This window comes from Vibrio sinaloensis, from assembly GCF_023195835.1.
Classification (GTDB): Bacteria; Pseudomonadota; Gammaproteobacteria; order Enterobacterales; family Vibrionaceae; genus Vibrio; species Vibrio sinaloensis_C.
In genome coordinates, this window is the sequence record NZ_CP096199.1 from 603,878 (window position 1) to 618,523 (window position 14,646).

The window sequence follows — 14,646 nt, forward strand, 5'->3', positions numbered from 1 at the left end:
CGTGCAGACATTGCACGGCTTTTTTTGTAACCTATAAATATAAATCCAATAGATAGAGTAAAGTCATGTTAGTTGTCGTATCCCCAGCGAAAACCTTAGATTATGAATCACCACTGGCGACCGAGAAGCATACTCAGCCTGAGCTGATAGAGTACTCGAAACAGTTGATCGATGTCTGTCGTAAGCTGACCCCAGCGGACGTGGCCAGCTTGATGAAAGTGAGTGATAAGATTGCCGACCTTAATGTCGGACGTTTTCAAGAGTGGAGCGAAGAGTTCACCACAGAAAATGCCCGCCAAGCGATCCTAGCGTTCAAAGGCGATGTCTATACTGGTCTTGATGCACAGTCACTCAGTGACGCCGATTTCGACTATGCCCAAGACCATTTACGCATGCTTTCTGGCCTATACGGACTGCTGAAACCCCTCGACCTGATGCAACCTTATCGCCTGGAAATGGGGACCAAGTTAGCTAATGACAAAGGATCAAACTTGTACCAGTTTTGGGGCAATGTCATCACTGATAAGTTGAATGAAGCGATCGCAGCGCAAGGCGATAATGTGCTGATTAATCTGGCATCGAATGAGTATTTCAAAGCGGTAAAACCTAAAGCGCTCGATGCTCAAGTGATCACGCCGGTATTCAAAGATTGTAAGAATGGCCAATACAAGGTGATTAGCTTCTATGCCAAGAAAGCTCGAGGCATGATGGCGCGTTACATTATCGAAAACCGGATTGAAAGCGTGGCAGACTTAACCAAGTTTGATATCGCCGGTTACTACTTTGTTGAGCAAGAATCGACGCCTACAGAGTTGGTGTTCAAACGAGAAGAGCAATAAGGCTCTGATTGAGGAGATAATGATGAAGTGGTTGAGACTGCTTATTGCTCGCTATGACGCTTGGTGTTTGTCATTGGGATTGACGCCAGAGCACAAGCGCAGTTGTGTTCCCTATCGCTCAGATCATACTCCCTCTAGTGAAAAAAAGGCGCAAAAGTAATGCGCCTTTTTGATACCCACTGCCACCTCGATTTCGACTGTTTCTCTACCGAGTTCGAACAGCATCTTTATACTGCGCGGCAACAGGCCGTAGAGCGGATTGTATTGCCGGCTATCGGTCCGTCAAATTGGACCAAAATTACCACTCTTGCTCAGCAGCATTCTGGACTTTACTACGGCCTCGGCATGCACCCGCTGTTTTTAAATAACGCAAGTGAGCGCCATTTTACCGAATTGCGTCTACTATTAGAACGGCAAGACGGTTTGTGTGTTGCAGTAGGGGAGTGTGGCTTGGACGCGGTGATAGAGGTGGACATGGATCTGCAAGAGCGAATATTCGTGCAACAAGTCGACATCGCCACCGAGTTTAAGCTGCCACTCATCTTACACAGTCGTAAAACCCATAATCGCTTGCTCCAACTTCTTAAGCAAAAGCAGTTCAAATATGGTGGCATATTGCATGGTTTTTCTGGAAGTTATCAGCAAGCCATGCAGTTTATCGAGTGCGGTTTTTATATTGGTGTTGGAGGTGTGATCACCTACCCAAGAGCCAATAAAACCCGTCAGGCTATTGCGCAGTTGCCTGTCGAACATCTCGTGCTGGAGACGGACGCTCCAGACATGCCATTAAATGGTCATCAGGGCAAGGCGAATCATCCCAAGATGATAGGTCAAATCTTGGCTTGCCTCGCAAGCTTGAAAGGATTACCAGAGCAAACGATTGCTGAAATCGTTTGGAAAAATAGCAATTTTGTCTTCAGCATTTGTGAATAATTTCGAAATAAATTGTTCATCTGATGATTATAGGTGGCTGGAATGGTGATCTTGTTCACGTAAATGGGTGAACACATGATGAATCTTATTAGAAACTGTGAGGACGGCATTACTTTATCAATGGACGGATGAGTATAATTGCGCCTGCTTTTGAGCTCCATTTTGTAACACGCCAACAAATAACATATAAGGAAGTCATAAACTATGAGCCTGTTTATGAGCCTAGTCGGTATGGCAGTATTGCTAGGAATTGCATTACTACTGTCTGATAACCGCAAAGCTATCAATCTAAGAACTGTGGGTGGCGCATTTGCTATCCAATTCATCATCGGTGGTTTCGTTCTGTACGTACCATGGGGTCGTGACCTTCTAGCTGGTTTCTCAGCTGGTGTACAAAACGTTATCGACTACGGTAAAGACGGTACTGGTTTCCTATTCGGCAGCCTAGTTAACTTCTCAGTTGACGGTATCGGTTTCATCTTTGCTTTCCAAGTACTACCAACGCTAATCTTCTTCTCTGCGCTAATTTCTGTACTTTACTACATCGGTGTGATGCAGTGGGTTATCAAGATTCTTGGTGGCGGTCTACAAAAAGCACTAGGTACTTCACGTGCCGAGTCAATGTCTGCAGCAGCTAACATCTTCGTAGGTCAAACAGAAGCACCTCTAGTGGTTCGTCCGTTTGTTCCTAAAATGACTCAATCTGAGCTATTTGCAGTAATGTGTGGTGGTCTAGCGTCTGTTGCTGGTGGTGTACTAGCCGGTTACGCTTCTATGGGTGTACCTCTAGAGTACCTTGTAGCTGCATCATTCATGGCAGCACCAGGTGGTCTACTGTTCGCTAAAATCATCAAGCCTGAAACAGATACTCCAGAAGAAGATCTAGGTGCGGATATCGACGGCGGCGACGACAAGCCAGCTAACGTTATCGACGCAGCAGCAGGCGGTGCATCAGTTGGTCTACAACTAGCACTAAACGTTGGTGCAATGCTACTTGCATTCATCGGTCTAATCGCTCTTATCAACGGTATCCTAGGTGGCGTTGGCGGTTGGTTCGGTATGCCAGAACTTACTCTAGAAATCATTCTTGGTTACGTATTTGCTCCTCTAGCATTCCTAATTGGTGTGCCATGGGAAGAAGCAACGCTAGCTGGCTCGTTCATCGGTCAGAAACTGGTTGTTAACGAATTCGTAGCTTACCTAAACTTCGTACCTTACGTTGGTGATGCAGCACAAGTTGTACCAGCAACAGGTGAAGTTATGTCTACTAAGACAGCAGCAATTATCTCGTTCGCTCTATGTGGTTTCGCAAACCTTTCTTCTATCGCGATTCTACTAGGTGGTCTAGGTGGTCTTGCGCCAAACCGTCGTCACGATATCGCTCGTATGGGTATCAAGGCGGTAGCAGCAGGTACGCTATCTAACCTAATGGCGGCGACAATCGCTGGCTTCTTCCTATCTTTCTAATTGACTAAGCGAAAGATTATATAGACGCCGTTTTATAAAGCCCCGTAGTCACACTTTGTGTGCTACGGGGCTTTTTCGTCGTGTTTTGCCCGCTAACTGGGTTAACTGCGAATACTCGCCCCAATCATTTAGCAACACTAAATTCATGGGGACTCATATTCTCGTTGCCTTGTTAGCGAACAAATGACTAAGAAAGAGTCAAACATAGCCTGCTATGCACATCGCTTTGTTTGATGGGTCTGGACAGAGTTCGGACAACAAGATTCATAACGGATTGAACAGTTGAGTAAGCTGGGCAAACGTTAAGCAGAATCTTTTTTGAGATACAAACCGTTTGCGCTCTATGAGCTACTACAGTTCCGCGATAAATATCTATACTGTATATAACTATAGAAAGTAGGGTAAAACTCATGAATGAAGTTATCCTCGCAACCTTAGCGGGTTTTGTCGTTGGAGTCCTGTTTTCCGCTATCAAGTTACCCATACCAGCCCCTCCCGTGTTGTCTGGGATTATGGGCATAGTTGGTGTTTACTTAGGTGGCATAACTTATCAATGGATTATTGAAAAGTTTTTTAGCTAGCGATAACGAATACATGGAGTAACGTTATCGAGAGTGGCAACGCTTCAAATTATGGGCGTTGCTAGTATACGTTAGACACCGCAATCGCAGATTGTTGTGCCATAGACCAAACTGGTACTGTGCGGTGACAAGGATAGCAATTGGCATATTTTCGCTGTATATGCCGAGTCTTCAGGGAACCAAGTCCGTTCATTAATGACTGCCGTTCTGGGCATGAGCTCAGAACCGTAACTTTTTTGAATATTGATCGGAGATAGAAATGAGCGATTTAAAAGCAGCAGCACTACGTGCACTAAAACTTATGGACCTAACTACGCTGAATGATGACGACACTGACGCGAAAGTTATTTCACTATGTCATGACGCAAAATCAGCAGTAGGTAACACAGCTGCGATCTGTATTTACCCTCGCTTTATTCCTATTGCTAAGAAGACACTTCGTGAGCAAGGTACACCAGACATTCGCATTGCGACTGTAACTAACTTCCCACACGGTAACGACGACATCGAAATCGCTGTTGCTGAGACCAAAGCAGCCGTCAATTATGGCGCAGATGAAGTCGACGTGGTGTTCCCATACCGCGCTCTGATGGCTGGTAATGAAGAGGTGGGCTTTGAGCTTGTTAAGCAATGTAAACAAGCATGTGGTGATATTCTGCTTAAAGTTATCATCGAAACCGGTGAGCTGAAAGAAGAAGCACTCATTAAGAAAGCCTCAGAGATCTGCATCAAAGCAGGGGCTGATTTCATCAAAACCTCAACGGGTAAAGTGCCGGTAAACGCAACACCAGAATACGCTCGTATGATGTTAGAAGTGATTCGTGACATGGGCGTAGCAGAAACTGTTGGTTTCAAACCCGCTGGTGGCGTACGTACCGCTGAAGATGCAGCCGCTTACCTAGCAATGGCAGATGACATTCTAGGTGACAACTGGGTAGATGCTCGTCACTACCGTTTTGGCGCATCAAGCCTTTTGACTAACCTACTGAATACATTAGAAGTAACGGACGAGACTGCCGATCCAGCAGCTTACTAATTTTCTCTTCCTATTTGACGCCGCAGCGTTGTTGACTGCGTAAGTTCATCCTAATCACATAGAGCCTCTATGCTCATAGGACTGAACTTCCTAGTCGCCTAGCTGCAATGCCAAATAGTTTGAGAGTAGACAAAAACAAAGTCTGTTTGGTGGAGTGTCCACAAGGCACTCCACATTACCTCTTTACCTTATAACCATCGCTTGCTACAGCGTGGGAGGACCTAATGTATTTACCTCAAGAAATCATTCGTAAAAAACGTGATGGCGAAGTGTTGACCGCTGAAGAAATCAACTTCTTCATTCAAGGCGTGGCGGATAACAGCGTTTCTGAAGGCCAGATTGCGGCCTTTGCCATGGCGATTTTCTTTAATGAAATGACTATGCCAGAGCGCATCGCACTCACTTGTGCAATGCGTGATTCAGGTATGGTGATTGACTGGAGCCACAAACAGTTTGGTGGCCCTATCGTGGATAAACACTCAACCGGTGGTGTGGGTGACGTAACGTCATTGATGCTTGGCCCTATGGTCGCAGCATGTGGTGGTTTTGTTCCAATGATCTCAGGTCGTGGTCTTGGCCATACTGGTGGTACGCTCGACAAGCTAGAGTCAATCCCTGGCTACAACATCACACCAACCAACGAAGTGTTTGGTGATGTGACTAAAGACGCAGGCGTCGCCATTATCGGTCAAACTGGCGACCTTGCTCCAGCAGATAAGCGGGTGTACGCCACCCGTGACATCACGGCGACAGTCGATAATATCTCGCTTATCACAGCATCAATCCTGTCGAAAAAACTGGCTGCAGGCCTTGAGTCTCTAGTCATGGACGTAAAAGTAGGTTCAGGCGCGTTTATGCCAACTTACGAAGCGTCAGAAGAGCTCGCTAAGTCGATTGTCGCGGTTGCCAATGGTGCAGGTACCAAAACAACGGCCATTCTTACCGATATGAACCAAGTACTTGCATCATCTGCGGGTAACGCACTGGAGGTGCGTGAAGCGGTTCAGTTCTTGACCGGTGAATACCGTAACCCTCGTCTTCTCGAAGTGACCATGGCGTCATGTGCAGAAATGTTGGTACTAGGCAAGCTAGCTGACAATACTGAAGATGCGCGTGCCAAGTTGATGCAAGTGCTGGATAACGGCAAGGCTGCTGAGTGCTTTGGTAAGATGGTGGCAGGCCTTGGTGGCCCTGCGGATTTCGTTGAAAACTACGATAACTACCTAGAGAAAGCGGAGGTTGTGAAGCCAGTATTTGCTGACGAATCTGGCGTGGTGTCCGCGATGGATACACGTGCGATTGGTATGGCAGTGGTTGCTATGGGTGGTGGTCGCCGTGTCGCGACAGACACCATCGACTACGCCGTGGGTTTTGACCAGTTTATCCGCCTAGGTGAAGAAGCTTCAAATGATAAGCCTCTTGCAGTGATTCACGCTCGCAGTGAAGCGCAGTGGCAGGAAGCGGCAGAAGCATTGAAAAAAGCGATCGTCATCGGTGGTGAGTACACACCAACGCCAGAGGTGTATCGTCAGATTCGCGCTGAAGACATCTAAACTTTTCATATTTGAACTTGCAGCGGCGTTAACTGCACTCGCTCACCGGAACGCCGGCCGTCCCAGTCACATAGACGAGCTATGCTTAGGGGGTTCGCTTGCTTGTTGCCGTGCTGCAAGTCCAACTATTTTGAGTTGAATTATTAAAATTAGATTGGTCGATTTGAGTGTTTGCTCTCGACCAATCAGAGGAAGAGAGCAATGAAAAGAGCATTTATTTTAGTCTTAGACTCATTCGGTATTGGTGCGACTGCCGATGCTGATAAGTTTGGTGATGTGGGTTCTGACACCTTAGGTCATATTGCCGAGCAGTGTGAGAAAGGGTTGGCGGATAACGCTGAGCGCAGCGGTCCACTTCGCTTACCAAATCTATCTAAGCTTGGTCTTGCAATGGCTCACAAAGAGTCAACAGGTAACTTTGCACCGGGTCTGGATGCGGATGCAGAAATCATTGGCGCATACGGTCACGCAGCAGAGCTATCTTCTGGTAAAGACACCCCTTCTGGTCACTGGGAAATCGCGGGTGTTCCGGTTCTGTTTGATTGGGGCTACTTTACCGACAAAGAGAATAGCTTCCCGAAAGCGCTCACCGATCGCATTCTTGAGCGTGCAGGTCTAGATGGCTTCCTAGGTAACTGCCACTCTTCTGGTACCGAGATCCTAGACAACCTGGGTGAAGAACACATGAAGACAGGCCTGCCAATCTTCTACACCTCGGCTGACTCAGTATTCCAAATTGCGTGTCATGAAGAGACATTCGGTTTAGACCGCTTATTAGAGCTATGCCAAATCGCTCGTGAAGAGCTTGAAGATTACAACATTGGCCGTGTTATCGCTCGTCCATTCATTGGCCCAGGTAAAGGCCAGTTTGAACGTACTGGTAACCGTCGTGACTTATCTGTTGAGCCACCATCAGCAACGATTCTGCAGAAGCTAGTTGATGAGAAGGACGGTGAAGTCCATTCAATTGGTAAGATCTCTGATATTTACGCTGGCTGTGGTATCACCAAGAAAACCAAAGCAACAGGCATTCCTGCCCTATTTGAGGCCACAAAAGATGCCATCAAAGAAGCCGGTGACAATACGATCGTATTCACCAACTTTGTTGATTTCGACTCAGCTTACGGCCACCGCCGCGACGTTGCGGGTTACGCTGCCGCGTTAGAGTACTTTGATGGTCGTATTCATGAGGTGATGGAGATGATGCAAGACGACGACTTGCTGATCCTGACCGCAGACCATGGTTGTGACCCTACTTGGCCTGGTACTGATCATACTCGCGAACATATCCCAGTCATTGTATACGGTAAAAAAGTACCAGCAGGCTCACTTGGCTTGCGAGACAGCTTTGCTGACATTGGCCAGACTCTGGCAAGCTACTTTGGTACTTCACCAATGGATTACGGTAAGAACTTTTTGTAATCACCACTTATTCCAATAGAGGGCTTGTCCCTCTATTCTTTTGTTATTACTAACTAAGGACATAGAATCATGGCAACTCCACATATCAACGCAGAAATGGGCGCATTTGCAGACGTCGTATTAATGCCTGGTGACCCACTACGTGCAAAATACATTGCAGAAACGTTTTTGGAAGATGTGGTTCAAGTATGTGACGTACGTAATATGTGCGGTTTCACTGGCACCTATAAAGGTCGCAAAGTATCAGTGATGGGACATGGTATGGGTATTCCATCTTGTTCGATTTACGCCACCGAGCTTATTAAAGACTTTGGTGTGAAAAAGATCATTCGTGTCGGTAGCTGTGGTGCGGTAAGCGAAGACATCAAAGTTCGCGATGTGGTCATCGGTATGGGTGCATGTACAGACTCAAAAGTGAACCGTATCCGTTTTAAAGGTCATGACTTTGCTGCTATCGCTGACTACAAAATGGTACGTGCAGCTGAAGATGCAGCAAAAGCGCGCGGCATTGAAGTCAAAGTAGGTAACCTATTCTCAGCCGAGCTGTTCTACACGCCTGATCCAGAGATGTTTGATGTAATGGACAAATACGGCATTGTTGGTGTTGAGATGGAAGCGGCGGGTATCTACGGTGTGTGTGCCGAGTACGGTGCTAAAGCACTGACTATCTGTACCGTATCTGACCACATTAAGACGGGTGAGCAAACGACGTCTGATGAGCGTCAAACCACCTTTAACGATATGATGGTGATCGCGCTTGACTCTGTTCTTCTCGGTGATGCTGAGTAGTTGAGAACGGGCTTCGTCCTGCGAGAAATTAGACCGGGCTGCGCCCTTCGAGAGGGGCTTTTGATGAGCGAGTCGAAAGTTGCCGGCAGTACTGGCGAATGTTTAAGTTTAATTGTTTGAATTTAAAAGAAAAGGCTTGACGTATACGGTCAAGCCTTACAAGATTTTCTCGCTTCTCGCTTCTCGCTTCTCGCTTCTCGCTTCTCGCTTCTCGCTTCTCGCTTCTCGCTTCTCGCTTCTCGCTTCTCGCTTCTCGCTTCTCGCTTCTCGCTTCTCGCTTCTCGCTTCTCGCTTCTCGCTTCTCGCTTCTCGCTTCTCGCTTCTAGACATCCTTAAGCAAAAGGTTTTCGCCTTTGCGTTTGGTGGGTTTGCGTCTAAAAATCAAGGCAATCAATACGCCGGCCACAAAGCTTAGCCCGACCATGGTGTACATGTAGCGGTCACTTTTGCGGTAGTAGTGGTCTGAAAATGCCGTCAACTTGCCGGTTTCAAAGGTAATGCGTACAAAACCAATCACGGTATTGTCTCGAATGACGGGCTCAACGAGCTGCTGTTTTCCGATACGAGCGGTTTGCAGTGGTGTATCTAAGCCAAGCATCTCACGTACCGTTTTTCCGTTGTCACTGGCGGCGAGCTTAACGCCTTCGGCGTCATAGATAGTAGCATCAACCACGAGGTTATCTTGTGCTAACTGATTCGTGAGCTTTAACAACTGCTCCTGATCTTGAGCAACGATAAGGTCACTGGCAGAGAGCGAAGCTTGTGAGATCAGAATATCGGTGAGGGTCTCTAACTGGTTGGCTTGAATCTGTTCGTTACCCTTAGTGATCTTGACACTATTGATGGCAATCGTGGCCACCATAGCAATTAAGCACAGTGTACCCAATACCTTGATGGCGATACGAAACGAAAACAGCGATGAGTCCATTTTCCCACCTAATAGAGAGTTTAATTATACCTAAGTGCATATTGAGACTTGCGTTGATAAATTGCAATAGGTTAACGTGTTGAGAGATTTTTTAGGAATTGCCCAACATGGATACGTTAAAGACCCTTTCAATACGCAAACACATTCCCCTTACTAACCGTTTACCAGAAACGCGCTTAGCCACTCAGTTCGACAAGGCAGCGGCTGGATGGGTGGTTTACGGTCACTACCTCTGCCCAAGTCAATTTGAAGATATCGACTTCTATGTGGGTGAGTACAACGCCATCGTTGATGTATGGAAAGTCGGTGATTATGAAGTGGCACTGATGGCTGGCGAGCTTACCGAGCAACATGAAGAGATTTTGCAAGCGCTTGAGCTCGATTATTCCTCTCTTAATGATGTGCCTGAGCTTTCAAAGCCAGGTTTAATTGTGCTCGATATGGACTCCACGGCTATTCAAATTGAATGTATTGATGAGATTGCAAAACTGGCAGGCGTCGGCGAGGAGGTGGCGGAAGTCACCGAACGGGCGATGCAAGGTGAGCTCGACTTCGAACAAAGCTTGCGTCAACGCGTGGGTAAGTTAGCCGGTGCGGATGAGTCGATTTTGCAGCAAGTACGTAATGTGCTACCTCTGATGCCCGACTTGCCGGAGTTAATTGCAACGCTGCAGCGATTTGGTTGGAAAACCGCAATCGCCTCAGGCGGCTTTACTTATTTTTCTGATCATCTGCAACAGTTACTCGGCTTGGACCATGCTCAGTCAAATCAGTTAGAAATCGTTGAGGGTAAATTGACCGGAAAAGTATTGGGTGATGTGGTGTGCGCGCAGACCAAAGCGGATATTTTGGTCCAACTGGCAGAGCAATTTGACATTGAGCCTCACAACACTATTGCCGTGGGTGATGGCGCCAATGACTTAGTGATGATGAAAGCAGCCGGTCTTGGGATAGCGTATCATGCGAAACCGAAAGTCGAGCAAGCGGCGCAAAGTGCGGTCCGATACGCCGGGCTGGGCGGGATCATCTGTGTTCTCTCTGCGCTACTGGTCAAGCAGAAGCGAGTCAGTCTCAAACCCTTAGCATGATAGCAAAAGCGAGGCCAAGGCCTCGCTTCTTTTTTCGGTTAACGGGTCAGTTCTAAGCGGATAAGCACCTCTTCTGTAATGTCGGTCAACTCCCCGTAGCCGACAATGCTCATCATCTCTTTCTCTAAGCTTCGTGCCTGATGCATACTGATTTGTGTCAACTCATTGAGGTCTTTTCGCACTAGTGCGGTGATGGGGTCAAAAACCGGCGCACTACAGATGCGAATGGCATAAAACTCGCCCATCGCTTGCGCTTTCTTAACAAACAGCAGCCGCTCTTTCAGGCTTTCAAAATCGGTACTGAGTTTGGTTTCAACCGATTGAATACGGGTGCCAAACTTGATCGCTGTTAAATATAGTTCATGGTATTGGGGCATTGCCCCCTGAATGCGCTTCATTGGCTGGGCTAACAGCGTATTGGTTCGCCCTTTATAAATAGGTGCTAACGAGAAATTTTTCTCATCGCCCAATTTGGCCAAAATTGCCAAGTACGGCTTGAGCGGATAGTTGACCCCAATCGCTTTCGGCCTCAGACCGCCGGCTTTTTTCTCGACGTAGAGTGGCGAACTGACCATTTTATCCAGCAAGATGTCATGCAATCCTTCCAACAGTTCGTTGCTCGGTAACAGCTCTTTTTTGGCGATCAGTTTGTCCTGATTGTGGTCGATAAGCTTACCGAAGAAAGCGATAGTGCGCATATTTTGGCTCTCTTCGACAATCGCTAATTGTAGCTGCTTACCACTAGGACTAATCCGCACTACAGTATAAGGCACTTCATTCAGCGGCAGTTTTTTATCATAAAGCTGCAACTCTTTGAAATTTAGGCTGCAGTGATCGCCGGCTTTTAACGAGCACGGGTTTGACAGCGCGAGGCTGATGCCGTGCTTTGAGATATCTAAACTAAATCCTTCAAATACAGCGCCGTTACTCTGCGACAGAACCACCGGAGACTTGAATTGATAACGTGGCTCTTTGCGTCGAGATTGAGCATCGAAATAGATACAGGCAGGGTTACTCTCTGGGTTTCGAGCATGTCGGAAGCGATTGAGTTCGCTACTCGCCAGACGCGGCTTATCAGTCAATAGGTAGTCTTGGCGACTGGATAGATCGGCAATTTCTTGCAATATGCCGCAATGGGTAAGGCTATCGGTTTCGAGGTTGAGCTCATTAGCATGCTCAGCTAATGCCTGGCGCTCTTCGGCCGAGAGCTCAAATACCGATAGACGAAACGCTTTCCAACTCTCTTTTTTTGCACCGATATGCCAGAACAGTTGACGCTGCTCGCGAGTCGCTTCTGGCATCATCATTGAGAAAAACAGCGTTTTATCTTTGTGCTCGTGGGTAAACGAGTAGATCACGTTGTTACTGCCACGCATACCCGGAGCGGTAAGCTGCGCCATGCGTTGTGCGTGAAATAGGCTACTCAGCGCTTGTTGATTACGCTCATCGTGCCAATATTGCCAAATCGGCAAGTTGTTTTCTGTCATCAGGGCGAGCTTGAGCTCATCACCACTAAAAAACACCGGCAGATTACAGGTGTGTTTGAGATAGGTATGCTCAAACCCTCGTGAGCGAGCACGAATGATCTTATCCTGATTGTCGTGTCGTGCTTTTTGATTATCGCTGCTCAATACATGCGCGATCACCAACTCAATGAGATTGCTTGAGTCGAGCTTTAACAAGCGCAGAAACTTAACCGCATCGTTTTCATACGACTCATCGATGCCGACAATACGGTAAGGAATCGCTTCGTGAATGCCTTCAAGCTCGACCGTTTTACTGAGCTCAACCAGTTTGACCTCAATCACTTCACCGAGCTTGTAATTAAACGAAGAGGGGACTTTGAACTTAGCGCCGCTTGGTGAAAGATCAACCGTTACGCCATGGATAACTTGGCCATTAGCGAGTTGCAGTTCTATTTGCGAGCTGAGTTTAAGGCGGTTTTCTCGCCTTTTGAGGTCGTAGCCGAGATTAATCGGTTCGACATCGAGTCCACCGGTGCTGTTGGGGTTGACTTCGGAGCCTAATGGTTTGCCACGCTTTTGCATGACACGAAAGTTATTGTGGGTGTTACACAGGGCTTCCCATACCCCTTCGGTATAGCCGCCGAACTTACGGGTGTTCTTATGGTAGGCATTGAAGGCGACGTCATCTAACCAATGTTTGATGCCGTCGAGCTCATATTCGCGACACTCTCCTTTAACGCGGCCCCGTAAGTCAATCGGCTTAGTACATGGCGCCATAATGCGGTTGAGCTCCATCTTGACCAGTATTTTGACCGATGGTGGCTCGCCCTCTGTCATTTGACCGAGGAGATAATCAAAATCTTGCGCGTGGTAAGCGGGAATTAGCCGCTCCGCCAGTGAGAGTATTTCTGCTTGCTGCATATTTTTTGTTAGAGTGTCCATTACTCAACATATCGACCTTGATATAAAGATCTTTAATGATATGTTACAGCGAATCAAGTCTCTACAGTGGCACAAACACATCAAGGTGTAGTTTGGCTCACAATTAAACAATTTATTAGTCTGAGGTGACATGGCAAAAGCGAAACGAGCGTACGTGTGTAATGACTGCGGCGCAGATTTTCCCCGTTGGCAAGGGCAGTGCAACGCCTGTGGGGCGTGGAATACCATCAGTGAAGTTCGTCTCGCTGCGTCGCCGACAGTGGCGCGTAATGAGCGACTCTCTGGGTATGCGGGGGCGAGCAATGAAGCGCAGGTGCAAGTACTGTCTGAGATAGACCTGCAAGAGGTGCCGCGCTTTACCAGTGGTTTTAAAGAGTTAGACCGCGTGCTCGGTGGCGGGGTGGTGCCGGGCGCAGCCATTCTAATCGGCGGTAACCCTGGTGCGGGTAAATCGACATTGCTGCTGCAGACTATGTGTTACTTGGCTTCGCAAATGCCGACCCTTTATGTCACTGGTGAAGAGTCTCTGCAACAGGTGGCGATGCGCGCTTCAAGGCTCGGACTGCCGAAAGATAATCTCAAGATGCTCTCGGAGACCAATGTCGACCGCATTTGCCAAATTGCTGAGAAAGAGCAGCCCCGTATTATGGTGATTGACTCGATTCAGGTTATGCACGTGGCTGATGTTCAGTCTTCCCCTGGCAGTGTCGCGCAAGTGCGTGAGTCGGCCACCGCGCTAACTCGCTATGCAAAGCAGAATAATGTAGCGGTGTTTATCGTTGGCCATGTGACCAAAGATGGCACGCTTGCAGGACCGAAAGTGTTAGAGCACATCATTGACTGTTCGGTGCTGCTCGACGGTGGAACCGACAGCCGATTTAGAACCTTGCGCAGTCATAAGAACCGCTTTGGCGCCGTAAACGAGTTAGGTGTGTTTGCCATGACTGGGCAGGGACTCAAAGAAGTGAGCAACCCTTCAGCGATTTTCTTATCACGCGGCGAAGAAGAAACCTCTGGCAGCTCGGTGATGGTGGTATGGGAGGGAACAAGGCCATTGCTGGTAGAGATTCAAGCTTTGGTCGATTATTCACAACTGGCTAACCCACGCCGGGTTGCGGTGGGTTTGGAGCAAAACCGATTGTCGTTACTATTGGCAGTGTTACACAAACACGGTGGTTTGCAGATGGCAGACCAGGATGTGTTCGTCAATGTGGTGGGTGGCGTTAAGGTAACGGAGACCAGCGCAGATTTAGCCTTAGTGATGGCCCTTTTGTCGAGTTTTCGCGATAGGCCATTGCCTAAAGATGTGGTGGTGTTTGGTGAAGTGGGCCTTGCGGGAGAAATTCGCCCGGTACCCAGTGGCCAAGAGCGCCTAAATGAGGCGTTTAAACACGGCTTTAAAAAGGCAATTGTCCCTGCCGCCAATATGCCCAAAGGTGGTATTGCTGGCATGCAGATACATGGCGTTAAGAAGCTAAGTGAGGCGATTGAGGCGTTTGATGAGCTTTAATAGAAGTTAGAGAGCGGGCTTCGCCCTGCGAGAATCTAGAACGCTTCGCTCCGAGATCGGACTTCGTCCTTAGATAGGGGCTTTTGATGAGC

14 protein-coding genes are annotated in these 14,646 nt (G+C 47.8%); 11 read left to right on the plus strand and 3 right to left on the minus strand.

Going from position 1 to position 14,646, the window contains the following annotated elements; translation table 11 throughout:
- The first annotated feature begins 65 nt into the window (after positions 1-65).
- From yaaA to deoD, 9 genes are all read left to right on the plus strand, one after another.
- On the plus strand, positions 66-839 hold the full coding sequence (gene yaaA / locus MTO69_RS02810; RefSeq protein ID WP_248330942.1) for a peroxide stress protein YaaA: 774 nt from the start codon (positions 66-68) through the stop codon (positions 837-839).
- 19 nt (positions 840-858) lie between these two features.
- On the plus strand, positions 859-999 hold the full coding sequence (locus MTO69_RS02815) for a hypothetical protein (protein WP_248330944.1): 141 nt from the start codon (positions 859-861) through the stop codon (positions 997-999).
- A complete protein-coding gene (locus MTO69_RS02820; protein ID WP_248330946.1) occupies positions 999-1,772 on the plus strand; it encodes a TatD family hydrolase in 774 nt (257 codons plus the stop codon). Before MTO69_RS02815 ends, MTO69_RS02820 begins: the two co-directional genes overlap by 1 nt.
- A gap of 204 nt (positions 1,773-1,976) precedes the next feature.
- The gene (locus MTO69_RS02825; RefSeq protein WP_248330948.1) at positions 1,977-3,239 is read left to right on the plus strand and encodes a NupC/NupG family nucleoside CNT transporter; all 1,263 of its coding nucleotides are present in this window, start codon (positions 1,977-1,979) and stop codon (positions 3,237-3,239) included.
- 410 nt (positions 3,240-3,649) lie between these two features.
- On the plus strand, positions 3,650-3,820 hold the full coding sequence (locus MTO69_RS02830) for a XapX domain-containing protein (protein WP_176288543.1): 171 nt from the start codon (positions 3,650-3,652) through the stop codon (positions 3,818-3,820).
- Positions 3,821-4,079: 259 nt separating this feature from the next.
- Complete coding sequence (gene deoC / locus MTO69_RS02835) at positions 4,080-4,856, plus strand: deoxyribose-phosphate aldolase (RefSeq protein WP_248330950.1); 777 nt, start codon at positions 4,080-4,082, stop codon at positions 4,854-4,856.
- Positions 4,857-5,080: 224 nt separating this feature from the next.
- On the plus strand, positions 5,081-6,409 hold the full coding sequence (gene deoA / locus MTO69_RS02840; protein WP_248330952.1) for a thymidine phosphorylase: 1,329 nt from the start codon (positions 5,081-5,083) through the stop codon (positions 6,407-6,409).
- 201 nt (positions 6,410-6,610) lie between these two features.
- The gene (locus tag MTO69_RS02845) at positions 6,611-7,831 is read left to right on the plus strand and encodes a phosphopentomutase (RefSeq protein WP_248330954.1); all 1,221 of its coding nucleotides are present in this window, start codon (positions 6,611-6,613) and stop codon (positions 7,829-7,831) included.
- Between the two features lie 69 nt (positions 7,832-7,900).
- Positions 7,901-8,620: a purine-nucleoside phosphorylase gene (gene deoD, locus MTO69_RS02850; RefSeq protein WP_248330956.1), complete on the plus strand. Its 720-nt coding sequence runs from the start codon at positions 7,901-7,903 to the stop codon at positions 8,618-8,620.
- Between the two features lie 156 nt (positions 8,621-8,776).
- On the opposite strand, the gene MTO69_RS02855 is transcribed toward deoD, so the two are convergent.
- Complete coding sequence (locus MTO69_RS02855) at positions 8,777-8,950, minus strand: hypothetical protein (RefSeq protein WP_248330958.1); 174 nt, start codon at positions 8,948-8,950, stop codon at positions 8,777-8,779.
- Positions 8,943-9,548, minus strand: coding sequence for a YtjB family periplasmic protein (locus MTO69_RS02860; protein WP_248330959.1), 606 nt, complete (start codon positions 9,546-9,548; stop codon positions 8,943-8,945). Before MTO69_RS02860 ends, MTO69_RS02855 begins: the two co-directional genes overlap by 8 nt.
- 107 nt (positions 9,549-9,655) lie before the next feature.
- Between MTO69_RS02860 and serB the strand changes: the two genes are divergently transcribed.
- Positions 9,656-10,636 (plus strand): phosphoserine phosphatase, encoded by a 981-nt coding sequence (gene serB / locus MTO69_RS02865; protein ID WP_248330961.1) that lies wholly within the window; start codon positions 9,656-9,658, stop codon positions 10,634-10,636.
- Between the two features lie 38 nt (positions 10,637-10,674).
- Here serB and MTO69_RS02870 read toward each other — a convergent pair whose 3' ends face one another.
- The gene (locus MTO69_RS02870) at positions 10,675-13,023 is read right to left on the minus strand and encodes a PilZ domain-containing protein (protein WP_248334272.1); all 2,349 of its coding nucleotides are present in this window, start codon (positions 13,021-13,023) and stop codon (positions 10,675-10,677) included.
- Positions 13,024-13,174: 151 nt separating this feature from the next.
- On the opposite strand from MTO69_RS02870, the gene radA reads away from it, so the two are divergent.
- The gene (gene radA / locus MTO69_RS02875; protein WP_248330963.1) at positions 13,175-14,554 is read left to right on the plus strand and encodes a DNA repair protein RadA; all 1,380 of its coding nucleotides are present in this window, start codon (positions 13,175-13,177) and stop codon (positions 14,552-14,554) included.
- Positions 14,555-14,646: the final 92 nt, after the last annotated feature.